The organism is Arthrobacter sp. B6 (assembly GCF_001663775.1).
Classification (GTDB): domain Bacteria; phylum Actinomycetota; class Actinomycetes; order Actinomycetales; family Micrococcaceae; genus Arthrobacter.
In genome coordinates this window covers 1,331,710-1,356,131 of record NZ_KV467168.1, presented here as the reverse complement: position 1 = coordinate 1,356,131, position 24,422 = coordinate 1,331,710, and the positions used below count along the sequence as shown (strand labels likewise).

The 24,422-nt window shown below is 61.3% G+C and carries 12 protein-coding genes and 2 pseudogenes; 7 read left to right on the top strand and 7 right to left on the bottom strand.

Annotated features, from left to right (window positions below):
- The first annotated feature begins 115 nt into the window (after positions 1–115).
- The 5 genes from mads2 (at position 116) to mads8 (ending at position 14,958) form a co-directional block, all read left to right on the top strand.
- Complete coding sequence (gene mads2 / locus AU175_RS05805) at positions 116–2,260, top strand: methylation-associated defense system DNA methyltransferase MAD2 (RefSeq protein WP_231938472.1); 2,145 nt, start codon at positions 116–118, stop codon at positions 2,258–2,260.
- Entirely contained in the window at positions 2,257–3,672 is a 1,416-nt protein-coding gene (gene mads5, locus AU175_RS05800; protein ID WP_066286601.1) for a methylation-associated defense system restriction endonuclease subunit S MAD5, read from the top strand. The genes mads2 and mads5 overlap by 4 nt, the downstream gene beginning before the upstream one ends.
- On the top strand, positions 3,672–7,898 hold the full coding sequence (gene mads6, locus AU175_RS05795) for a methylation-associated defense system protein kinase MAD6 (RefSeq protein ID WP_066286599.1): 4,227 nt from the start codon (positions 3,672–3,674) through the stop codon (positions 7,896–7,898). Before mads5 ends, mads6 begins: the two co-directional genes overlap by 1 nt.
- Positions 7,889–9,523, top strand: a complete 1,635-nt coding sequence (mads7, locus tag AU175_RS05790) for a methylation-associated defense system protein MAD7 (protein WP_066286598.1) — start codon at positions 7,889–7,891, stop codon at positions 9,521–9,523. Before mads6 ends, mads7 begins: the two co-directional genes overlap by 10 nt.
- A gap of 116 nt (positions 9,524–9,639) precedes the next feature.
- A complete protein-coding gene (gene mads8 / locus AU175_RS05785; protein ID WP_156642187.1) occupies positions 9,640–14,958 on the top strand; it encodes a methylation-associated defense system ATP-binding protein MAD8 in 5,319 nt (1,772 codons plus the stop codon).
- 134 nt (positions 14,959–15,092) lie between these two features.
- Here the strand turns inward: mads8 and AU175_RS05780 are convergent, their stop codons facing one another.
- Together AU175_RS05780 and AU175_RS21220 are read right to left on the bottom strand one after the other, a co-directional pair.
- On the bottom strand, positions 15,093–15,497 hold the full coding sequence (locus tag AU175_RS05780) for a GNAT family N-acetyltransferase (RefSeq protein WP_231938471.1): 405 nt from the start codon (positions 15,495–15,497) through the stop codon (positions 15,093–15,095).
- A 63-nt stretch (positions 15,498–15,560) separates the two neighbouring features.
- The gene (locus tag AU175_RS21220) at positions 15,561–15,854 is read right to left on the bottom strand and encodes a PfkB family carbohydrate kinase (protein WP_331711950.1); all 294 of its coding nucleotides are present in this window, start codon (positions 15,852–15,854) and stop codon (positions 15,561–15,563) included.
- A 768-nt stretch (positions 15,855–16,622) separates the two neighbouring features.
- On the opposite strand from AU175_RS21220, the gene AU175_RS21640 reads away from it, so the two are divergent.
- On the top strand, positions 16,623–17,288 hold the full coding sequence (locus AU175_RS21640) for a DUF6338 family protein (protein ID WP_197497047.1): 666 nt from the start codon (positions 16,623–16,625) through the stop codon (positions 17,286–17,288).
- Between the two features lie 218 nt (positions 17,289–17,506).
- On the opposite strand, the gene AU175_RS05770 is transcribed toward AU175_RS21640, so the two are convergent.
- From AU175_RS05770 to AU175_RS05750, 5 genes and pseudogenes are all read right to left on the bottom strand, one after another.
- Positions 17,507–19,972 (bottom strand): CHAT domain-containing protein, encoded by a 2,466-nt coding sequence (locus tag AU175_RS05770; RefSeq protein WP_066286595.1) that lies wholly within the window; start codon positions 19,970–19,972, stop codon positions 17,507–17,509.
- Positions 19,973–20,106: 134 nt separating this feature from the next.
- Positions 20,107–20,657, bottom strand: a pseudogene (locus AU175_RS05765) (DeoR/GlpR family DNA-binding transcription regulator); the annotation flags it as partial.
- Between the two features lie 13 nt (positions 20,658–20,670).
- A pseudogene (locus AU175_RS21975) lies at positions 20,671–21,368 on the bottom strand (DeoR/GlpR family DNA-binding transcription regulator); the annotation flags it as partial.
- 104 nt (positions 21,369–21,472) lie between these two features.
- Positions 21,473–21,973: a GNAT family N-acetyltransferase gene (locus AU175_RS05755; protein WP_066286591.1), complete on the bottom strand. Its 501-nt coding sequence runs from the start codon at positions 21,971–21,973 to the stop codon at positions 21,473–21,475.
- Positions 21,970–22,836 (bottom strand): ribokinase, encoded by an 867-nt coding sequence (locus AU175_RS05750; RefSeq protein WP_066286590.1) that lies wholly within the window; start codon positions 22,834–22,836, stop codon positions 21,970–21,972. The genes AU175_RS05755 and AU175_RS05750 overlap by 4 nt, the downstream gene beginning before the upstream one ends.
- A 142-nt stretch (positions 22,837–22,978) precedes the next feature.
- On the opposite strand from AU175_RS05750, the gene AU175_RS05745 reads away from it, so the two are divergent.
- Entirely contained in the window at positions 22,979–24,418 is a 1,440-nt protein-coding gene (locus AU175_RS05745; protein ID WP_066286585.1) for an MFS transporter, read from the top strand.
- Positions 24,419–24,422: the final 4 nt, after the last annotated feature.

Genomic DNA, 24,422 nt, shown 5'->3' with positions numbered 1-24,422 from the left:
GGACCGATCCATTACGCTGAGCTGAGCAAGATGAGACCGGAGCTCGGAAACCCGGTACCGGTGGTCGCCCAATGCGGCCAACACGACATTGACGACCGCAGAAGAGAATGTGATGGTGAGCTCAACCGACATGGTTGACCCGACGACTCAGGATGATGCAGCCCAGCCGAGCGGGGAGGCTGACAAGCAGGTCCACTATCTCGACGAGGGCTACCTCGTCGACTTCCTTACCGATAGGCCGATCAAGGACACCCCAAAAGAGCAGGTCCGACAGCGAATAGTGCGTGTGCTGTTTCACGAGTATCAGTTCGCTCCAGAGGACATGGAACTTGACTTTGTGGTCCAGGTCAATACGGAGAATGGGAAGCGCCGCAAGAAGATTGACATTGCAATTTTCGCCTCTGGCAGCGAGCACACAGCGGACAGCTTGCGCCGCGTGGTGGTGACTAACAGGGAGCCCAAGCGCGGCAAGAATGTCATTAAGCTGCGCACTTACGACCAGATGAAGTCCGAGATGGCCTTCGTTCAGGACTTGCTTGGCGACGAGGACTACCCCGAGCGTGCGTGGGGCCTCTGGACCGACAACGTGGACTTCTTCTTCGTTGAGAAGGAGACGAACCGTTGGGGTGCAGAGTTTCATGAGCGATCTGACTGGCCCTTGTCTGACGGGACCTTGGGCAGCGGTCAGGTAGTTTCCGCTCAGCAGCTTCGTCGCGCCGAACCGGAGATGCTCAAGATCACGTTCCGGCGCTGCCACAACTATGTCCACGGAAACGAGGGCATGGCTAAGGACGCGGCGTTTTGGCAGTTCCTTTACCTGCTCTTCGCGAAAATGTACGACGAGCGGGCCGTTCGCAACGGCAGCTCTCGTCGCTTCTACGCCTCTATGAGCGAGCCGTACGACGATGATGGCCGCAGGGCAATTCGGCAGCGGATCCTCGATCTTTTCGAGGACGTAAAGAATCGGTACGCCGATTCCGGGCTCTTCCGAGGTAATGACGAGATCACCCTGTCGGACAGAGCACTTGCCTTTATCGTTTCCGAGTTGGCCCCCTACGACCTCGGTCTGACCGACATCGACGCCAAGGGGCTGGCGTATCAAGAGCTCGTCGGCACAAACCTGCGCGGAGACCGAGGTCAATACTTTACTCCTCGCGGCGCCGTGAAATTGATGATCGACATCCTAGACCCGCAGGAGGACGAAACCGTCCTCGATCCGACCTGCGGCACAGGGGGCTTCTTGCATGCCACCCTGACACATTTGCACCACAAAATGCAGGATGAAGACGGCAGCCGCGGCCTTCCGGATTCCCCAGAGCAGGCCGAGCGCTACCGCGACCGCCTGCGCAAGTACGCTGATGGACACCTCTTTGGCGCCGACTTTGATCCATCTCTCGTGCGAGCCACTGCGATGAACATCATGACGCTCGCCGATACTCCCGGCCGCGTCTTTCACATGGATTCCCTTGCCTTCCCGAAGGGGCATCTGCAGGGCGTCGCTGGAGCAAGCACATCCATTCCGTTGGCCAAGGATCGTCGCGATGGCGTCGTCGACGTGCTTCTTACTAACCCACCCTTCGGCGCGGACATTCCGGTCAACGACGAGTCAGTACTCGCGAACTTTCGCGAGGGTGTCGCCCGATCGTGGTCGCGCGATAGGAAGACCGGTAAATTGGTGGCCAGCCCAAACCTGCCCAGCTCCATGGCGCCCGAGCAGCTCTTCGTTCAGCGGGCAATCGAGTGGGTTAAACCCGGTGGGCGACTCGGTATTGTCCTGCCTAATGGCATTCTGTCGAACCCCGGCCCGGCTGACGAAGGCATTCGCCAGTTCATCCTGCAGGAGTGCTGGGTTCTTGCCAGCGTCGAATTGCCTGTTGAAACTTTCATTGTTGAAGCGGACGTCAACATTTTGACGACATTGCTCTTTCTCAAGCGCAAAACGCTCGACGAGAAGATCAATGCCAAGCTCAACGGCGAGGTGTCTTACCCGGTGTTCATGGCTGTTGCAGAAAAGGTGGGCTTTGACCGGCGCGGCAACGAACTTTACAAGCGTGCTCCTAACGGTGATGTCATCACCGAATCGTTCGAAGAGACCGAGTACATTACCATCGGCGGTACCCGTCGTACCCGCACAGTCAAACGTAGTCGTCCTGTTATCGACAATGACTTGCCGGTAATTGCTCAGAAGTACTGGGAGTTCCGTGCGAGGCATCCCATACCTGGCTTCGACTCTCGTGACGTCGGCAGGGCTGAAGCATGAAGATCGCCAGCATAGAGAACCCGGTTCGAGCTGACTGGTTCTTCGAGCAAGGCCTCCGCCTCGATGCGAGTCCGTACCTCTCGGGTGCGATAGAGGCGCGGAAGCGCCTTCAAGCGCTTCCGAACACAATGCGACTCGATAGTGTCACCGCGGGACACAACGGCGGGATTTACAATGGACCGAAGTTCATCCGCACCTACCTGACTGATCCCGAGCATAGCGTGCCGTTCCTCGGCAGCACGGACATGCTGGAAGCTGATTTCAGCTTCCTCCCTAGGTTGCGAAGGGAGACAGCCGACCGGTTACGTTACCTTAAAGTCGAGCCGGGAATGTCCCTTATTTCTTGCTCGGGAACCATCGGGCGAATGAGCTATGTACGGCCTGACATGGCCAGCTTCTGGTCCTCACAGGACGTCATGAAGGTGCAAGCCAACCCTCACCGGATTGCGCCGGGTTACCTATATACCTTCCTCCGCAGCCGCTTCGGCGTGCCGATGATCGTAGCCTCGGCCTACGGCGGGATCATTCAGCACATCGAGCCGAACCATCTAGTGGATCTGCCAGTGCCCCGGTTCGATTCTAGGCTGGAGCAGAAGATTCACGACCTGGTGGAGGGGGCCGCCCGATTACGAGCCGCTTCCCAGGCGGCCCTCGTCGCTGCCACCGATGATTTCTTCCAAAGTGTCGGACTGCCCGAGCTGATAGACCAGCGCTGGCACGACCAGGAACGTGACCTTGGCTTCCAAGTTACCGACTTAGGCTCTCAGTCCATTCGAGCACTCAACTTCTCACCTCGAGCCCGCCGGATCGTGGCCAAGCTATCTTCCGTGGAACACCGCAGGCTGGGTGACATCTGTGAGGGCGGTTTGCTGTCCCGTGGTGTCCGGTTTAAGCGGATCGACAGTGACGCAGAGTTTGGGGTGACGCTCGTCGGTCAAAGGCAGGCGTTTTGGGTTACTCCTGAAGGGCGAAGGGTTAGTGCAGGGACCTTGCCACCGCAGGTGTTCGCGGAGGACGAGACTATCCTGATGGCCGCTCGTGGAACCCTTGGAGAGAACGAGGTTTACTGTCGGGCAGCTTTCATCACAGGAAGTTGGCTGGATAACGCCTACTCGGAGGACTTCCTTCGTATCGTGAGCGGTACTCGAGAGATCTCGGGAGCCTACTTGTTTGCGTTCCTTCGCTCTGATGCTGCATTTCGCGTCTTCCGCTCTCTCAGCACAGGCGGTAAACAGCAGGACATTCACGAAGGACTACGGCGAAAGGTCCCAATCCCGTTGGCTCCGAAAGCTGACCGTACGCGCATTTCCGAGAGAATCCGCCAAGCGTACAGAGACCGTGACCACGCTGATGTGCTAGAGAATCAAGCGCTGGCTTTGCTGACGCATGCGATTGAGGGGGCGTCGGCCTAATGGCGAGGATTGTCCCTATAGGCCGCCCCGTGAACGATGCGGAGCGGGCAGTCATTGCTCACCTGCGTGACCACGGGCCGGACGAGTGGACGGTCCTGCACTCCCTGGAGATTCCCGACTCGCGGGGCCGACTTTTTGAGGTCGATCTGGTAGTCGTGACCAGACATATGGTTTACGTGATCGATGTGAAGGGCACATTCGGCCGGATCGATGTGCAGGGGTCGCGGTGGATGCCGGCAGGACGGTCGCCCTTCCATACACCATTACCGAAACTGCGAGAGAACGCTAAGCGCCTGAAGAGCCTCCTCGAGGACACACACCCGCAACTCTCTCGGGTCTACATCGACGCGATTGTTGTCCTTCCGGCGCCAGACGCTCGGCTGGTCGACCGCAACACTCCGCAGCGGGACGCCGCTTCGACGGTCAACCTGCAGCACTTGGTCACGCTGCTGTCCGACGGCTCCCGGGTGCCGACCGGTTCGTTCTCGGTCGACGCGGACATCGAACGTCATCACGAGAGGATCGTGGAGGAGGTCAAACGGATAGGTCAGGTTTCGACCGGACCGCTGCATTTCGGGAATTGGCTGGTGCTGGACACGCTGAGTGAGACCATCCACGCCGACGGCATCGACGTTGTGGGGGAGTACCGTGCGAAGAACGCCAACGCCGTTCAGGGCTCGGGCACGGTGCGGCTCGTGGTGCGGCAGGCCGACTTGTACGCCCCATCATGGGAACGCGAGAAGAAGCAGAAACAGATCGGGATCGCATATGAGGCGCTCGGTAAGCTGCCGCCGCATCCGGCTATTGTCGGGGTGAAGGACTTTTTTCCCGACCAGGAGGACCGTGGGTTCGTCACGGTCTACGACGATATCCCCGGTCATGCCTTGCGGTTGCATCTTGGAGATAATCCGGTCGAGCCGCTGACCCGGGATCGGAAGCTGTTGATCATGCGGCAGGTGCTTGCCGGGCTGTCGCACGCACAATCCCGCAAGATCGTGCACCGGGCGCTCAGCCCGGCCACGATCTTGCTGACCCAAGACGGCAGGGCGATGATCACCGGCTTCGACTACGCCAAGACCGCACAGATGCGTGCGCACACGGTTGCGGTAGATGCCCACGCGGCCGCGGACAACGCCTATCTCGCTCCCGAAGCACTCGAGAACCCCACCAAGATGACCGATAAGGCCGACATCTATGCCCTTGGCGTTATCGGGTTCGAGATGCTCACTGGCCACTTACCCTTCGGGTCAGTCACTGCGCAGGTCAAAGCCGCCGGTGTGCTTCCGGAGAAGGACTTGGAGCAGGCCGACGTGCCCGCTCCGCTGCGTCACTGGTTCTCCCTGCTATGCGCTGCCAAGCCCGAGGACCGGCCCGACGCGCGTGAGGCGATCCGCCGCTTCGACCTGGCCATCGGCGAGCTTAACCGGCCCAAACGTCGGGTCGTCGCAGGAAACGGGGGGGAATCATCGACGCCCGCAGCGGCGTCGCAGGCCGGTGACGACGACAGGCGCCGCGACCTGCTGGACTGGCGGAACCTGCCGCGGGACTTCGCGCTTGGCACGAAGTACATCGTGCAGCAGCGACTCGGTAACCCTGGATCGAGCGGCGTGGCCTACAAGGTCTTCGACACCATGCGAAACGTCGACCGAGTGATCAAGTTGATCCTGCGCGACGAGGAGGGCACCCGCGAGCGAGCCCGACGTGAGGGCATGGTGCTATCTCGGCTCCAGGATGCGGAGGCGCATCCGAACGTGGTTCGAATGCTCGACGTCGACGTCCTGCCACAGCCGTATCCGTACCCCTTCCTCGTGTTCGAGTTCGTTACCGGGGAGGACCTCGGTGCAGTCATCCGAGGTGGCACGCTCACGCCGAGTGACGTCTTGCGAATTGGCCTGGACGTAGCCGAGGGGCTGAACTATCTGCACAGCCTGGACGTCTGGCACTGTGACATCAAGCCCGGCAACCTGCTGTGGACCGAGGACGGGGTGAAGATCCTCGACTTCGGCATCGCCAAGACGCCCGAGACCACTCAGGGCCACACCGCGAGCACTCCTCGCTACACCCCGCCCGACCTCGACCAAGTGCCTGCCGGTGCGTCAGGCTACATCGACCGGGACCTCTACGCCCTCGGGATCACCCTGTACGAGGCCCTCACCAATGCCTACCCGTGGGCCGGCGCCAATACGCCGCGGCCGGCGTTGCCGGCCGACGATCCGCGCGAGCGCTTCAGCATTTCTGGTGTACCACCCAAGTTGGTCGAGACGATCCTCAGGGCTATCGCTCCAGAACGTGGTAGCCGGTTCACCAGCGCCCAGGAGTTCATTACCTCGCTAATGGCCGCGATCGAGCAAACGAAGGCGAAAATGGCGGAGCCAATGAAGCCCGCTCCAGTCCTGGCGACTGATGACGAAGAAGCCTCGTCAGAGCGTAACCCCTTCGTTGCTTACCTTCAGACCCTTTATAGCCAGAGTAGGCGCAGCAATCGCGGTACTCGCGGAATGGATGCCGCCAACCTTCGAGTATATGTGCCTACTGGGCTAGATTTAGCTCTTACGCCGGGGGTCCTCGAAGGTAGGCACTCTTTGGTGATCGTCACTGGTAATGCCGGTGACGGCAAGACCGCATTTCTTGAAAGTCTCGCCGCGACCGCGCGCGAGCGGGGTGCTACCTTCACCTCGGACCGGGCCAATGGGGCCGACTTTGAGCTTGACGGACGCCACTTCCACACCAACTACGATGGCAGTCAAGACGAGGACGGGGTCGTTAGCGACGAGGTTCTTTCAGCGTTCTTCGCTCCCTTCGCTGGCGCTGACCAGGTTGGTGAGCTGATCGGGGAGACGCGGCTAATCGCGGTCAACGAGGGCCGCTTGGTCGATTTCCTCAGCCATCACGCCGAGCAGTTCGCAGCTCTCACCCACATCGTCGAGGTGGGGCTTCGTGGTGAGGACGACAATCCGGGGCCAGTGGCGGTGGTTAACCTCAACCTCCGCGATGTAACCGTGCGCTCAGCCGACACGCTCACGGGTGGAGGTCTTAGCGACTCAATCCTCGAACGGATGCTCGACTCGATGGTCCGCCCGGAATTTTGGGCCGACTGTGAGGGCTGTGCCCTCGTCGAGGGCTGCTACGCTCGGCAGAACGCGGCCACCATAGCCCATCCCGTCGTGGGGCCGCAGGTCAAGGAGCGCATGCGGCGGGTTTACGAGGTCGCCCAGCTCCGTGGCCGACTGCACATCACCCTACGCGACCTCCGCTCTGCACTCGCCTACACCCTGACCTCAGGGCGCGACTGTACCGAGATACATGAGCTCTACGAGGCACAGCAGTCCAGCCCGATCCTGGCCAGTCACTACTTCAACGCATACCGAGGGGGTGATGCTGCGACCGAGCGCGACAGGTTACTCATTCAGCTTCGTCACGTCGATGTCGCCCGACCCCCTCAACCGGTGCTCGACAGACGGCTGGCCAACGAAGGCCTACTGGAGCACTACCTGGTAAGTCCCGACGACAGAGTCACTCCAGAGCGAGACCTGCTCCGTGAACTGCACGCCGAAGTTAGTGGCGCCGACAGCAGCCCTGATGACGTCGTCAGATTCGTGTCGGCAGCCCGCCGGTTGTCGTACTTTGAAATGCGTGACCCCGGTGAGGCAATAAAAATGCTGCCCTACGCCTCCGTGCAGGCCTTCCGCGAACTGCTCGACGGAAAGCGGCCAGTGCCGACCGAACTTTTCCTCAAAGCACTAAACCGCAGTGAGGGTGTCGTCTCGACGGAACTTTCAGCCGGTGGGCTCGTCATCGGGGTCCGCAATGTCGTACGCGGCACTATTCGCAGCCTGCGCCGGTTTCCGGGTAAGGGGTTCCAAGCCGGACGGATCGGCAGCGACACCCACCCGTACCTCGAGACACGACCGACGGCGCTTCGGCTGACCTACACTGATCCAGACCATGCAGGGATCCCATCGGCCGAGCTGCGCATCGGGTTGGATCTTTTCGAGCTGATCGAACGGTTTAGCCGCGGCTATCAGGCCAGCATTGACGATGATCAGGGCTATGCGCTTGCCCTGACGGTCTTCAAAAACCAGCTTGCCGTCGTGCCCTACCAGGCGGTGCTGCTGACCGTTGACGGATCGGCGATGCACACCGTGCGGCGCGACGACGGCGGCGTGCTCCACCTGATCACCCAAGAGAAGATCGTGCCCGAGACCCAGGAGGCGGAATGGCGCTAGACGGTAAGGACCGCGCCTTTCGATGCGACGCGATCAGCCGTATCGATTACAAGACGCTTACCATGGACCGTGTCCTCACGGCGTTCCTTGCGAGGCTGTGGCACGGTGGCGTCAGCAGCCGGGTCCGACGCGCAACCGACCTGGATGTCGACGCCTACCTGGAGCTGCTGGTAGACGACAAGTTCGGCCGCTTTAACGGGTTCGCAGATAATGAGGACGTCAGCCGCCGTTGGGTTGAGACCCACCTGCTCGATATGGTTAACCGCGGCCGGACAACCGAGGCGGTGGCCGGGCCGCGTCCGCTCCATGGCTTCGCCTACCGGCTGCGAAACTCCGCCCGCTCACGTCCCTATGGTGCAGACGAGCAGCTCTACGAGTTACTCTCGGTCAACGACCTCGCCCTGAACGGCTTGCGGGAGTTCTTTTTCTCTGATATAGACCCTGTTACCGGCGAGGCGGCGCCCGGCCCGGACATTGACGTGGAGTCGCAGGCATTGCTCAGCATGGTCGAGGCTGTCCAGGGCAAGGCACAGGATCGCCCCGACAGTTCAGCCCGTCGTGAGCAGAAGCAACTGTGTCGCCAGTCGGGCGAGCTGCTCGGTGAGGACGTGCTGCGACTGCTGCTGCACCGGGCGTTCATGCCGCGGACTGTTCTAGTGGAGCACCTCAAGATTCTATTCTCGTTCCACCTGGCTCTCTACCACCTGCGAATGCTTAAGCTCGTTCCGGCTGCCATACGTAACGGTGCTGTTGACCATGCCTGCACCAGCGGTCACAAGCGCGGTGAGCAGTGTCGCTTCCAGCCGCATCTCTTCGTGGACGTCGCAGGCTCGGAGCCTGGGCTGCCAGCGGAGTACGCGGCCAAGAGCGCCTCGACCTGGTATGGCCGGCTACCGCAGTTTGTCCGCGGCACATTCGCAGTGCTAAAGCTGGCCGACTTCGCTAAGGATCTGCACCGGCAGGGCAAGTTCGCGAGCCCCGGCAGGGAGGACCTGCCCGCCTCCGAAGCGATCGCCTTGTTAGATACGAAGTACGAGGCCGACCGCGAAGTCTTCTTTGACATGCGGGTGCGTAGGATACTCGACGACGAGGAGGAGCCGCTTGCCCCCGAGCTGCAGACCATCATGGACCTCGACTTGAGCCGCCTCGACACGTACCTCGAACTGATCATGCACTACCGCGGTGCCTTTCAACGGAAGTATCTGGTCGAGTGCCTGGACTCAATGTTCCTTAAGGGCCGCCCCGGAGAGCTGTTGACCCAACCCCGGGGCAAGTCCGGCGCACGTCGCTTCGTGCTTGATTCACGGCTGTTGGAGGTGCTGTTGCAGGTGTGCTTGGTACAGCCCGACGAATCAGGACGGATGCGAACTCGACCGATGAGGGTGGATGAGATCCTCGAAACACTGCGGACCCGCTACGGGCTGTATATCCATACCCTCCCTACGGAGGACGGTTTCCATGGCCCGGACCTGCCTGATCAGGCTGCGCTACGAGCTAACACTGCCGCCTTCGTTGACCGGCTCCGCGAGATCGGTTATTACCGTGATCTTTCCGACGCCTACCTGACCCAGACCGTCACTCCGCGCTTCATCATCGGAGCTCACCAGGAGAGGAGTCCACGTTGACGGCTACAGCCGCCGGGCTCGTTGAGCCCACCATCCTTGACGTCCGCAGCGCTCTGGAGGACGTGCTCGTCCCCCACTTGCTCGGGCTACTTACAAGCCGGCAGGCCGGCCACTGCATGCGTGTCACCGAACTCGACGGTGAGCTGGGAGCCCGCCTTGTACACCGGCTGCGTTCTGCTACCCTGCCAGGCACAGTGGTGTGCCTGCTGGCCTCCGACGAGAAGGTCGCCAAGGGGGACGATACCCTGGTGACCAGCACCCAACTCGTGGAACTTCGCAACCGACCGATCGAGGAGACCTCCGGACCGCTGCTTGTCTTCGTACCCCCGGGATTGCGCGCCAGCGCCGAGGACTCTTTCGGGGTGGCTACCTTCGAGGAGATCGAGGTCGGCAAAGCCTACGCTATGCTTCGGAAGGAGCTGATCAACCGGGTGCCGGCCTCGCTTCGAGATGGGATCAGCCGCCTGGAGCAGGTCCTCGCAAGCAAGAAGGACAATCGCTCCAGCGACCAGGCCTGGGTGCGTTACCTGCTTACCCTCGCCGCCAACGACTACGAGGCCGACGCGGCCGGGGCAGCGATCTACTGCTTCGGCCTGGTGCCCGACCTGGCGCTTTTCACGAAAGTCGCGGATGTACCTGAACGGGTTGGTCGTAACCGGGTCCACGTTGACGACCTCAGCCGCAGCGAGCTCGACGAGCGGCAACGGGTACTCTCCCTCGGACTGTCCGACCCCGACTTCACTTCTCGTCTCGCCCGCTTCGCCGGTAAGATCGGCCTCGAGGACCGCGTTGTTTGGACCCGACGGATCATCACCGATCGCGACAACCGCGTCTTGACTTTCGACAAGTGGCCTGCGCCCAGCGAACGCGAAGTGCAACTCAAAATCGAGGTCCACGTCGTCGGCCTCTCGTTTGTCGGTGACGATCCCGAGCACCTCAGGACCTACCCGGTTTTGGAGGCCCTAGCCGGACAGCCGTATCTAGTTGCCGGTCCAACCGGCGCGAAAGACATTGCCGCGACTTTTTCCATCGACCCGGTGTTGACCTCAGCCGACGGTTTGCTCAAGCTCCGCGTCGAGTTGGTCTCCGAGGACGGTGAACCGACAGGCAAAGCCGTTAACGTAGCGATGGGGGCGCGTCCTAAGAGCAGCTACAAGGGAACCATCCGTAACTTGCGCAAGGCTCAGCTTGACGAGGGCTGGCACCGCCTTATTGTCACACCAATTGCGGAGATGGACCGCCGTATCATCACCGCCCCCACCTCGGGCATGAGTGAGCTCTTTTACGTCGTCAACGCCGACGAGAGTGAGGAGCCTCCCGAGACCCGAGCCCAACGCTACGAAAGTCTGACGCACGCCATCCAGAGGCTCGGCTTCGGCCGCCTGGCGGAAGGACGCCCTGTCAGGGACCTCACTCCCGGGGCGGTCTCGTGGGTCAATGGATCACGCACTTCGGCTTTTGCCAGCGCCAACATACACGTAGCCGGTGGCGGCGGGGTCGAGATAAGGCTCTCACGACTGCTGACCCAGATCGAACGCGATACGTTAATCAGCCCACGGGAGCTCGGCATGTGGCAGCTTGCCGTTAGCCAGGAGGGATCCCCCTCGGCTCAGGTTCGCGACGAGACCACATGGGTCGATTCGCTCGGGCCGGTGGCGGAACAGGCCTTCGCCGATTTCATTGGCGTTCGCGACACCCTGTTCCAGGCGATTGCGGATGCCAGCGCACCATATGACGACGAGCCCATCAGTGTCGTCGAGACAACCAACCTCATGCCACTCTCAGCTGAAATCGTTGCCTATGCAGCCAGCTACCAGCGGCTGGTCGCAGCGCAGACTGCCCATGCAGCAGAGGTCACAAGGAATGAGCGGGGAGCGGCGCTGCGGGCGCTTGGCGGTCTCCAGCAGATCGATGCCGTCGCAACGCGCTATCTCGACGCCCTCGGTGACTTCCACCAGGTCCTGCTGGTCGGGCCGACGCACCCGTTGCGTTTGCTGTGGTTCTCTGAGTGGAGCGCTGTAGGTGCAGCTTGGCGCGGGGAGCTTGGCGGCCACAACAAGGAAGCTGCCGCCGATGCGGCAGCGAGTTACTTCCACAAGCTTGATTCCCTTGGCTTCCCCTTCGCCGTGCCCCGCCAGGACAACCACCACCTGCTTGCCGCCGTCGGCAACCTGACGCCCTTCTGGACAGCAATGGTCCACTCACGGACCGATGATGCGATCGGACTCCTCGGCAAACTGTCCAACGCGCTCGGTATACCGGATGCACCCCGAGCCCCCGGCCGCATCCAGGCCGGAATCGTGCTGGCCGACAGAGTGGAACGGTACGTCCGGCAGCACGCCTACATTCGTACCTTGGTTATCAACGTGATCAACCCAGGCGAAGCGGGACTCATTGTCGAGATGCTCTTGGAGCTCCAACGCCGTTCGACGACCAAGGAACTGACCTACGATCTACGACTATGCACGCCTAACACCGCCATGCCCGGGATCGGCGAGGCCGTCGCCGACCTGACCCGCTCAGATAGCCGGTTCAATAGCGAAGAGGCCGGTGCATTTGGATCCCGCCACGATAGTAGCGTGCCCAAGCTGGCCTACTCCATCCGCTCTATAGACGAGTTCGAAAAGTGCCCGACCGAGTTCGAAGCCCACCTGACGATCTTTGTCGACGCCTTCTCGGGCGAGGAACACGAGACCGGACCGGTCCAGCACATAGCTCACGCCCCCGCATACGGGCTGATTCAGCAGGCGGCAACAGCGTTCGACGTCGGAGATGACGGGGCCAGCGTCACTTGGCGAAAGACCCCTGTTTTCGCCCGACCCGCTGCCACGGAAAGCCCTCTGAGTGACCTGCTCGCCCACCTGCCGCACACGCTTGCCCGTGCCGCAGCCAGTGTCGCCACTGATGGCACTGGGACCGGGCATGTGCCCACTGCCACCCTCAACCTCGACGGTCAACAGCGGTCCTTGTTGCATCAGGCCCACGACGTCAGTGACTGGGTGGTTATCATAGACCGGACGCTTGGATTGGAGTACTTCGACCGCACGACCGAGGGCGGCGGCCGCAACGACTTCGTTATCGACTACGTCGCCGGCAGCGTCGGTCTCGGCCGTCAGGTGTTGGTCAGCTCGCGCAAGGTCGAGGAACTTCGTGGACTGTTGGCGCCTGTTATTGTCGATCATGGTATCGCCGTCGACGATCGGCATCTGCAGACTTTCTTCGAGCAACTTCGGCTGCTGTCGGGCAGTCTCGCCTTTAAGCTCTCCTCCGCTGCCCGCAACCAGCGCTCCGAGGTGCTGGGACTCGCTCTCGCGAGGCTCTACCTCGAGGGCCAGCAGGCGCTGGGCGACCAAATTGTGATTCCCCTCGATGCCCACCAAGACCTCTACGCGGAGACCCGACGCCGAACGGCGGCAGAAAAGTCGCTACGACGCACCGACTTAGCGCTATTTTCTTTCGACGCCGTTGCGAGAACCATCACCTGCCGTCTAGTCGAGGTCAAGGCCTATTCAAGGATCCGTAACGTCACCGACCACGAGGGGCTGCAGCGATCAATTATCGAACAGGTTGAGACCTCGCAGAGCGTCCTGGCGAGCCAATTCGACCCAAACGCTGCCGACCCCGATCGGGTGGACCGGGCGGTGAAAAACGTTGAGCTCTCTGCGCTGTTGCGGTTCTACCTCGAGCGCTCGGAGCGATACAAGATGGTGCGGCGTTCCGTAAGCACGCATGCTCGTCGATTACTTGAGACACTTGACGACGGGTTCACCCTTTGCTTTGACCGGGTCGGGCTCATATTCGAGCTTTCAGGGGAGAGTAGTGCCCCTGTGATCGTCGACGGTGTGGAGTTCCACCACATTGGGCGGAGCGAGATCGACGAGCTCCTCTCCGCTGTGCCGACCGAGCTCGACCTGCCCCACGATGCGACCGAGCCCTACTCCGTCACGGTCCCGGCGTCTACCCATCCTCGTCGTGATGAGGCTGCCTTCCGGGCCCCAACGCTGGATGTACTCGAAGACGAGCCCCAGGAAGTTGAAACCGATTGGGGCGCTACGGTGGTTGCGCCTCCTGCTGAGCTAGATCCAAAAGCAGCTGCCCCTGCCGTTCCCGGGGACGTTTACTCACCACCACCCAGTGGCCTGTCCGGTGAGGCAGTCGAAGGCTCGACACATGTCCCCGTCGATCGTGAGGGCCTCTCTGCTCTCGAAAACCTGTTGGCTGCTTCCTCGTCGCCCGTCAACCCGCCGGTGCTGCTGGGCGTTACGGATAAGACTCCGCAATGGGCGATGCTTGGTGAGGCAGCGGGCGGCCGAAAGACAGGCATCGATCTAAATGAGACCCACACCATCAGCCTTTTCGGTGTTCAAGGCGGGGGCAAGAGTTATACCCTCGGATCCCTTATCGAAGCTGCAATCCTGCCTGCTCCCGGTGTGAATGAACTGCCGCACCCACTGGCTTCTGTCGTTTTCCACTACAGCCGGACACAGGATTACGCGCCCGAGTTCACCTCGATGAAGTACGCGAACGATGTCGAAGGCCAAATCGCGTTACTTCGTGATCGTTACGGCGCTGAGCCCGCTGCACTGGAGGACGTGCTGGTACTGGTCCCGCGGGACCAGCTCGGGGAGCGTCGTGAGGAGTTCCCGGATCTGGACGTTCAGCCGCTTTTATTCGCATCCTCCGAACTGCAAGCCTCGCACTGGCGCTTTCTGCTGGGTGCTGTGGGCAATCAGGCGATGTACATTCGTCAGCTCATGCAGGTACTCAAGGCCAACCGCAACACCCTGAGCTTGACGACCGTGAGGCAGGGTGTTGAGTCCTCCAACATGGCGGATAACCTTAAAGACCTTGCCCGGCAGCGGCTCGACCTTGCGGCAGATTATATCGACGACTCCGTGCGGATTTCAGACTATTTGCGACCAGGACGGCTGATCGTCGTGGATCTCCGTGATGAATTTATAGAGAAAGATGAAAGTCTTGGCCTCTTCGTCGTCCTCATGCAGCTCTTCTCGGAGGCCAAGGCCGACGGCAAGCACTTTAATAAACTAGTGGTATTTGACGAGGCGCATAAATACATTGACAGTCCCGAGCTGGTCGATGTGCTCGTGGAGTCCGTTCGCGAGATGCGCCATAAGGGTATGAGCATCCTGGTTGCCAGCCAAGACCCGCCTTCTGTGCCCGTATCGCTCATCGAGCTTTCGGACGTGGTCGTGCTTCACAAGATGACGTCACCGGCGTGGCTCAAGCACATCCAGAAGGCCAATGCGGCACTCAACAGCCTTCGACCCGAAAGCCTAGCCCACCTCCAGCCAGGGGAAGCGTATGTCTGGGCAGGTAAGGCCGTAGACCTCGCCTTTACCCGTAATGCGGTGAGGGTTACTTTGCGCCCAAGGGTGACGCGGCACGGCGGCGGTACCAAGACGGCCTCACAGTAATGATTGCAGTTGTGAGCAACTGGATCTTTGCTGAGGAGAAGGCCATATCCAGCGCAGGGGTGTCGTAGGTGCCCGAATATTGGTTTCCCCGTGCGCATCTTGTGCCTTACCTCCGTTACCAACGGGAGGGCAAATTACCTGGCTGCGGGAAGGGCCTTGGCCTCCACGAGTTGTAGCGTGAACACCCACGGCGGGATGTCCTCGCCAGGCACGTACCAGTCCCGTTCCGGCGCGCGGCGGAAGCCCAGCGACTGATAAGCCGGTGGACCAGTTCCATGAAGGTTGCACTCGTGATGCAGATAGCCCTGATGCCGGGCAAGCTCCACGATCTCCAGCACCACCGCGCGGCCCACGCCGCCGCCCTGGCAAATCATGATCCTCGGAAAGCATCCGGAACTCCAGCTCCCCGACCCGGGCGACCTCCGTGTAGGCCGGCCCGCCAACGTCAGCGTCACCGCCGCCATCACTGCTCCGGCCGTCTCCGCCGCCCAGACCTGTGCGTGCTCCGCGCCGTGCTCCACGTCCTCCCGGACGCTCATGTATGGATGGTCGGCGGCGAAGTAGCCTGCCCGGAGGTAGGCATCGCGGGTGATGCGCCGGACTTAGGGAAGTCCGCCGGCAGTGCCCGCCGGAAGATAACAGTCATGATGAAGCGCCGGAAGCAGCAGCGGTCCGCTCCACGTAATGGCCAGTTGAACCAAATCCGGGTGAAAGGACGGATCGCCCACAGCATCGGCGCCCACGGCATTCGCCACGGCCAGCGCCCGGGTATAATCCAGCCCGCTCCGCAGTGCCAGGACCAGGGCGGCGCCGAACGCGCCGCCGGCGCCCACGGTGTTCGCCACCGCCACCTCTGCGGAGGGTGCCTTGGCCACCTTCCGACCGTACTTGGACATCGCCGAGCCGCCCCCGCCGTACGTCACGGCCACCCGTTTGGCTGACGCCAGCGCCGGGATCAGGGGGCGTACTCGTTCTCGTTGACGATCACCAGGCCGCAGGGAATCCTACTGTCCTCCCGCCGGTGGGTGTCCCAGGATCGGCTCAGTACTTGGACAACTATCGCCTTCCGCGGCTGGCTGAAACGAGGCATCCTCAAGGTGGCGGGAAGCGAGTTCGGGCGGGCTTAGGGGTGGCCGCTCCGTTCCCGGCACTGTTGTCCACGGCGGCCCCTGAGAACGGCCTCCATTCTTCTGCCTTGGCTGCGATCTAGGGCTGTTCCCTAATCGCCTTGTTGACAGGAGGGCTGCGGCGCCCGTTCTCACTCGATGAGGCCCCGCTTCAATATGTTGAACTCTTGCTCACTGAGTACGCTACTGTCCCTTAACGACGCAAGTTTGGCCAGTTCATCCGCTAGTCCACGAGTCGTTGGAATGGAGCCAGTCGCTGCCCAACGCCCTAACTGAACAAGAGCCAAGCACTTGATATACCGATGCATATGCTCGTCACTACTTTTTCCTTGAGCTATCATGTCCTGTGACCGAAAATAAAGACGCCTCCTCGCAAGTTCCGCCGACGCAAGTAAGTGAGACTCTCACCGGATCTGCAAGTAGGGGAACGCATGTTATGCCAGTGAGTTTGTTGCCCGAGGGTTTCGTTCCGCCCTCTGCGGCACTTAAGCCTGCAGAGCAAGTGTCAAATCAAACCCCTAAGCTAAAGAACTAGGGTTGTTGCCAGGTAGCCTGTGGGCTTTTCTTGCACTGCTTGGCCTAGTTCCTGGTTGGATATTTTTGATCCGACGCGAAAAGTACCTTCGCGGAGCTTCGCGCAGTGGCTTAGGGGAGCTTCTGCAGGTTTCCGCCGTAGGGGTCGGCCTCACGGGAGCGGCGCTGTTACTGTGGGCGTTGTTTGCCGAGCTTCTGGCCCCTTTCGGCTTCGTAAGCTTGGATGAATTGGCTCGGTTAGGTGGCGCTTATATGGCTTCACACCCCCGGCACGTCATATCTACATTTGCTCTTGTTCTGGGTGGGGCGTGCGCCCTTGCCTGGGGGCTCACCTGGCTTGCTTACCGGTCACTTCACGATGCCTATAAGCCAGGTTCACCATGGGAACAGGCTTTCACCGGCGTAGCAAAAGGCACTACCCTCTGGCTGGGAATCGCCATGAAAGAGGGCCCCTTGGTGGAAGGAGTTCTCCACAGCTTCGATATAGGAGAAGCCAGTGAGGGAAATCGCGATATCGTACTTTCGCGGCCCATATATGTCACTGAGAAGGAAAACCGCAGTCTTACAAGTCTTGACCGTTTAGTGGTCTCGTCTGATGAAATTCAATACCTGAGTGTGGTTCACGTTGCAGCGAGCGATGCGGCGAAAGAGGCAGCAGGAAAAGCCTGAAATCGCTCAATGGGTGCTTATTATCATGGTCTCGCGCGAGTTCGCGCGCTGCCAAGGCATGAGGCAACTTTTCGCCCTGCCTGCCGCAAGTCCCCGAAGGGACGTCTCGTGGCCGCCGGGTCTCACTTCGTAAAGCTCCATTAGATTAATCGGCAGACGGAGAGCGGTGCAGAGATACTGCTGAGAGCAGGCAGGTGCGGATCTTGCTGCCCAACGACTCACGCCCAATGACGTCCAGACAGTCGAAAGAGCCGCCAGTCGTCAGGCGCGACCTCCATAGCTTGGCCTAAGTCTTCCTGCCAACGCGGCCAGTCAACTCGTAGTTCCTCTTCATAAGCATGCCCGGACTCGTCGAAGCAGCCCTGGCTTACCGCAGCCCTAGCTGTTAGAAATGCTTCCCAGACGCTGTGCTCATTCCGCAGTGCGGCATGGAAGACGCATGCAAACAGACCAGCGACCACGTCGTTAATGGGGGCAGAGGTTGAGACGACCGTCTGAGCGCCAGCTTCGATGAAAGCCACGTCCATGGGCACGTTATCGACCAGTTGGCTTGGTCCATAATCTGCCCTACCCGTCGAACAAGCAGAAAGAAAAACTATCGTCGTCCTGGTGCAATCTGCCTCAAGGAGCACCTTAGATGCCGACAGATAGTCATTGGGATGTGGACCCAAATCCATTCCTACCTGAAAAGATGATGAGCCGGAGTACCCATGACCCGCAAAGTGGACGATAGCGGGCAGTGGCGCGTTAAGGATAACTTCCCTAGGTTTAGATGAGTAGAGTCTGGCCACGATGGATAACTCGAGCTCTACTTTAGGAAGATATCCATCACCCTTATCTGAGTAGCCGGCGACTAGTACTCCTCGATTGTCCTTTTTGTCGCTCTTCGGCGAAAGGCTTGAGAGGCTATGTGTGTAGCTTACTTCCGAAAAACCCATGGCCAACATCGCATCGTGCAGGGGTATGTTATATGCATCCGGTCCCGGATTGATCACGAGTTTATCTATTCCGCTGCTGGCAAGTCCGCTTAGGGAACTCAGCCCGTCACGGTAATAGTTGCTGCATCGGGCGATATCATCGAAATGAACGCGTGTATCAATGTCACCAGAGAAATCCATGGGGTAACAATGGGTCTGGCTGTCGCTGTCCACGTAAGCAACTAGGGCGTTGAGAAATCCGTTCATTTGGAAGAACTGCACATAAGCCCTCCCGTCTCCTAGATTGCTCAGGTCGAGCTCCCGAGAAGATCCTCGCTCAAGCCGGGTGAGTGAGACCCGCAGAATTTCATAGGCCTCAGTCAGAGTAGACAACTCAAGGGCAACTCCGCGTCGGACATCAAGTGATAATTCGTGCATCACACGAAGGAACTTGAGATAGCCGCTTGTGATGGGCGAGTTTGGCGCTTCTGCTCTTTCTCGTTGCAGGAACTTTAAATTTTCAAAAAGGTTTTTCTCAATCAAGCTCATTTCGTCCAAATAGTGCAACGTAGTTTTTGGAACAAGAGCCTTGACCGTTGGCTGGTTGGATTCGAGGTAGTCCTGAATTACGGCTCTACCCTTAATCACCAACTCGAAAGGGAGGCGGCTTCCGAAGGCGAAACAGTACTCGATACCAAATAAAAGATTTAATCGATAAACGTCAATTCGTACAATGCCGATAGCAAGTAAAGCTTGTAACCAATAGAGACTAACGGTGTCTGATATGTCGTATCTATAACTAACGTGGGCCTTCTCGCCGCGATCGCCGAGGTGGAAAGCGAAGCCAATGGTGAGAATACTGTCATTTTCCTCTCTTAGGAAAAATGCGAGAGACGAAGATTCTTCATAAATTCCATTCATCTCCTCGTTTGACTCGACGGTGATAAACCATCCAGGCACAAATCCACTTGTTGAGTGACTGAAGCGTGCACCTCTGTTGCGCACAGAGTCGATAACCCACTCCGGAACGCCTCCGGGCCCGGGGCGCGGCCACCCGCCGGGCTGGCTCAGATAAACGTGATGGTACTGACTTGCAAGCGCAAGCGCTTCATCTTTCCACAGGTCTATGTCGTTGTCCGGATAGCAACCTAGTAGCTCCAAAGGCGAAAAAATCGCATAGGCTGCTTCAGGATTGGTCTGAGCGAGGCTAAGCACTACGTTGAGATGGCTCTCGGCGTAGTCCAGCCCAAAATCTAGATTCTGCGGCAAGGACAAGGAGTTTTCTAAGGCGTCAGGGTGTTCACTGAAGTATGTGAGCACGCCGTGGTCTATGTGTTCTGGATCCAAATTGGCGGTTGTTTGCTTCCTCATCCATATACCAAGCGGAGATGCATAGAACTCTAAGAGGAGCTCGGTTCTAGCCTGCTCAAGATCACGACCAAGGCGGAGCAAAGTCAACCAGGAAGACTCTAAAAGGCTGCTGATACGAGGGTCGAAACCTGAATCACGCCATCGTGAAATTACGCTTGTGCATAGTTCAGGCTCTAGGTAGCCTCGGATTTGGATGTCCCCGTCATCGACACCGTGGATATGACTCAGTCCTATGTGGATCACCGATAATGCTTTCTCGACTTCGGTGAAATCTGACAGTCCCGAGATACTATACGTTTCCACGTCATCGAGGCGGGTTGAGAATAGCTTTTTGGCGACCCATACAAGCCACTGCGTTCGCGCGGCGATCAGTTGCTCGATGTTAGTGAACGACAATAGTCCTCGCGAAGAAAGTAGTTAGGGGTCACGCAATTGGTGCCGTGGTTCAAGAGGGGTTTTCCTCACCGCATAGCTCTCCATTTTTGCGGAGGGCTTTCGATCCTCATAGAAGTAAGCTTACCCACCGTGACTTAGCCGGAAACCGCTGCCACCTCAACCTGTACCCGCGTCCCGGAACTTCTGCACCTGCTCAGGGTCGGCGCCGTTGTCCGTCACCAACGTCCACGGGAGCGCCAGACGGGCCCAAGCGTGGAACGGCCGCAGGCCCAGCTCGGACGAGTCCGCAAGACATAAACCGAAAGCCCGCGCTCGGCCATGAGCTCCTTGAGCCGGGTCTGGGCGTGGTCGGCTTCGCAGATACCGTCCTCGGCGGTGACGGCGTCGGCGCCCAGGAACGCCCGGTCAAAGCTCATGCGCTCCAGCGCCGCCTCGGCCAGCGGCCCCACGAAACTCTGCGACACGCCCCGCAGCCGGCCGCAAAGGCAGTCCACCTCGATGCCCTCGCAGTCGGCCAGCTCCTGCAGGGTGTTGATGCCCGGTGTTGTCACGGACAGCGGACCGGACCGCGCAGTTCATGGGCCAGGGCACGTGCCTTGGAGCCGGCGTCGAGCAGGATGTTCTCCCCGGGCTGGATTACGGACGCCGCCCAGCGGGCGATCGCGTGATTCTGCTCGAAGGCTTCGCATGCGGCAGGCTCACCCGGAGACCGCGGCCACCTCAACCAGTACCCCCGCGTCGCGGAACTTCTGCACCTGCTCAGGGTCGGCGCCGTCGTCCGTCACCAGAGTCCAGGGGAGTGCCAGCCGAGCCCACGCGTGGAACGGTCGGAGCCCGAGTTTGGACGAGTCAGCCAGGACGTAGACTTCCCGGCCGCGGCGGGCCATGAGTTCCTTGAGGCGGGTCTGGGCGTGGTCGGCTTCGCAGATGCCGTCCTCGGCGGTGACGGCGTCGGCGCCCAGGAACACCCGGTCGAAGCTCATCCGCTCGAGCGCAGCCTCGACCAAGGGCCCCACAAAGCTCTGCGAAACGCTGCGGAGCCGGCCGCCCAGGCAGTCCACCTCGATGCCCTCGGAATCGGCGAGTTCCTGCATGGTGTTGATGCCCGGGGTGGTCACAGACAGCTTCTCGAACCCGCGCAGTTCGTGGGCCAGGGCACCTACGGTGGAGCCGGCGTCGAGCAGGATGTTCTCCCCGGGCACGATCACTGAGGCGGCCCACCGGGCGATGGCATGCTTCTGCTCGAATGCCTCGCCGGTGCGCTGCCGCAGCGACGCTTCCGGGTGCGCGCCCAGGGCCATCGCCCCGCCGCGCCGTAGGTGCGGGCTAGCCTGCCCTGGCTGTTCAGCAGCGCAAGGTCGCGGCGGATGGTGGAGGCCGCCACCTCGAACCGGGCCGGTGGCTAAGGGGTCACAGCAAGGACTGTTGATGTGCACCATGGGGAGCCAGGTTTCGACTGGCTCAACCACCGCATTAGACGGGCTCAACTAGTGTTCCGGTTCAGCCAGCGAGTTCGAGCGTAAACACCCACAGCAGCACATCCTCGCCCGGCACATACCAGTCCCGTTCCGGCGCCCGGCGGAAGCCTAAAGACTCATACAGGCTATGAGCACGTTCCATGAACGTGGCGCTGGTGATGCTGATCGCCTCGATGCCGGGCAGCTGCCGGGCGTGCTCCACAATCTCCTGCACCACGGCCCGGCCCAGGCCGCTGCCCTGGTGTGGCGGGTCCACGGCCAGCATCCGGAACTCCAGCTCCCCGTCGGCTGCGATCTCGCTGTACGGTTGGCCGGCGAACGTCAGCGTCACCGCCGCGACCACCTTTCCGGCGGCCTCCGCCACCCACACTTGCGCGTGCTCGGCCCGGTGCTCCACGTCCTCCAGCACGCTCATGTACGGATGGTCGGCGGCGAAGTGCCCGGCCCGGAGGTAGGCGTCGCGGGTAATGCGCCGGACATCCGAAAAATCCGACGGCAACGCCCGCCTGAACGCGAGGCTCACCGAGCAGCCTCGGCAACGGAGGTCCGCTCAAGGTAGTAACGCAGCCGTGCCAAATCCGGCTGCGAGGAGTGATCGCCCACGGCGTCCCCGCCCACCGCGTTGGCCACCGCCAGCGCCCGGGCATATTCCAGTCCCTGCCGGAGTGCCAGGACCAAGGCGGCGCAGAACGCGTCCCCAGCGCCCACAGTGTTCGCCACCGTCACGGCGGCCGACGGCGCCTCCGCCGCCTTCCGGCCGTGCTCGAACATCGCCGAGCCGTCCCGGCCATAGGTCACGGCCACCAGTTTGGCCGAGGCGAGGGCCGGGATCAGGGCGTATTCGCTCTCGTTGACGATCACCAGGTCGCAGCGTTCCAGCAGCTCCGCCGGCAGGTCCATAGCCGGAGCGGCGTTTAGCACGAAGTACCCGGTGTGCCGCCGGGCGGCCTCCAGCACCACGGTCAGCCCGACCTCCAGCTGGCACAGCACCGTCTCCTCTGGGTCAAACGCCACCCCGTCCAGCCACAGGTGCGAGTTGGCGCCCGGGCACACCACAACCTGGTTCTCGCCGTCGCGGTCTACCACAATCAGGGCCGTCCCGGTCGGCTCCGGCAGGACCGCCACATCAGCGGTGTCCACGCCGGCAACCGCCAGCGCGTCCAGCATCCGCTGCCCGTGCGCATCATCGCCCACGGCGCCGATCATCCGGGCGCTGCCGCCCAGCCGTGCTGCAGCCGCGGCCTGGTTGGCGCCCTTCCCGCCGGGCTGCTCGGACAGCACCGCGCCGCCGATGGTTTCACCCGCAGTGGGCAGCCGCTTTGCGGTGGCGATCAGGTCCAGATTGATGCTGCCGACAACGGTGACGGCAGGAGGTCGAATGCTCATGGGAAGTCCTAACGGGGGATGGGCCGGAAGAGGCCGGATTGAGAAATAGTGTAGATCATGGTTGTACTTGTCCGTCATACATGGTTGTATAACAACTCACATCCCAAGCGCAGGACCCGCCTGCAGAACAAAGGAGTTTGATGTGAACGCCCCAACCCCGGCGGCCGCCGCGCCTTCCGCGGAAGCCGCATCCGCCGTCGTACTTCCCGACGAAGCGAAATTCGCCGGCCGCCGCGCGGCCCTGCTGATCTCCACCCTGCTGCTCGGCGTGCTGTCCTTCCAGCTCAACGCCAGCATGGTCACCCCTGCACTGCCGCAGATCGCGGCCGAGTTCGGCCAGGGTGCCGACAGTGCCGCCCCCGTCCAGTCCATGTTCTTCCTGGCCGGCGCCATCGCCGGGCCCGTGATCGGCCGGTGGAGCGACTTCATCGGCCGCCGCGCCGCCCTGCTCCTGGTCCTCGGCATCATGGGCGCCGGCACCATCCTCTGCATCACCGCCCCCACCCTGCCGCTGCTGGTCACCGGCCGGTTCCTGCAGGGCGTCTCCAGCGCCGTCTTCGCCCTCGCCTACATCGTGCTGAGCGAAAACCTGCACGCCAAAGTCTTCGGCACCTCCGTGGGCATCATCGCCGCCATCAACGGGGGAGTGGGCGGCGTGGACGGCTACGTGGGCGGACTCATGGCCGAGACCCTCGGCTTCCGGTCCATCTTCGTCGTCGTGCTGGTCCTCACCGCCATCGCCGCTGCCTGCATCATCAAAATCGTCCCGGCCGGACGCCCTGCCGGCGTGCGCGGCGCCATGGACTGGTGGGGCGCCGGATCCCTCTCGCTGTTCCTGGTCTTCATCACCTACTTCGTCTCCGGCGGATCGGCCGCCGGCTGGCTTGCACCCAGCACGCTGGCACTGCTCGCCGGCACAGTTGCCTCCTTCGCCGCCTTCTGGATCATCGAGAAGCGCCGCAGCCACCCGCTGATCGCCGTCCACCACCTGCGCTCCCGCCAGGTGTGGCCGGTCATCGCCACCACCGTCCTCACCCTGGCCGGCATCTTCGCCATCATCAACTTCACCGTAGTGCTGCTCAGCCAGGACCCCGACGGCGGCTTCGGACTGACCGCCTCCATCTCCGCCCTGCTGTTCCTCACCCCGGCCGCACTCATCGGCGTCTTCGCCGCCCCGCTCGCCGGCTGGCTGGCCGACCGCCGCGGCTGGATCAAAACCCTCCGCATTGGCACCGGCCTGAGCCTGGCCTGCGCCATCGCCGCCGCCACCTTCTCGGAGAACCTGACGGCGGTGCTAATCGCCGTCGCAGCCCTGGGCATCTTCTACAACGGCTTCTTCCTCACCGCCATCAACGGACTCTCCGTGCTCCTCTCACCCAAGGAAGCCCCGGCCGCCCTGCCCGGCATCAACGGCGCCTCCTTCGGCATCGGGGCGAGCCTCGGCGTCGTCCTCGTGGCACCGTTCGCCGCCCAGGCCACCGACGCCGGGTACGCCACCGCCCTCTGGATCTCGGTGGCCATCACCGCCGCCGCGTTCATCGTCAGCCTCTTCGTCGCCGCCCCCAAGGGCGAGACCGTCTAACCCC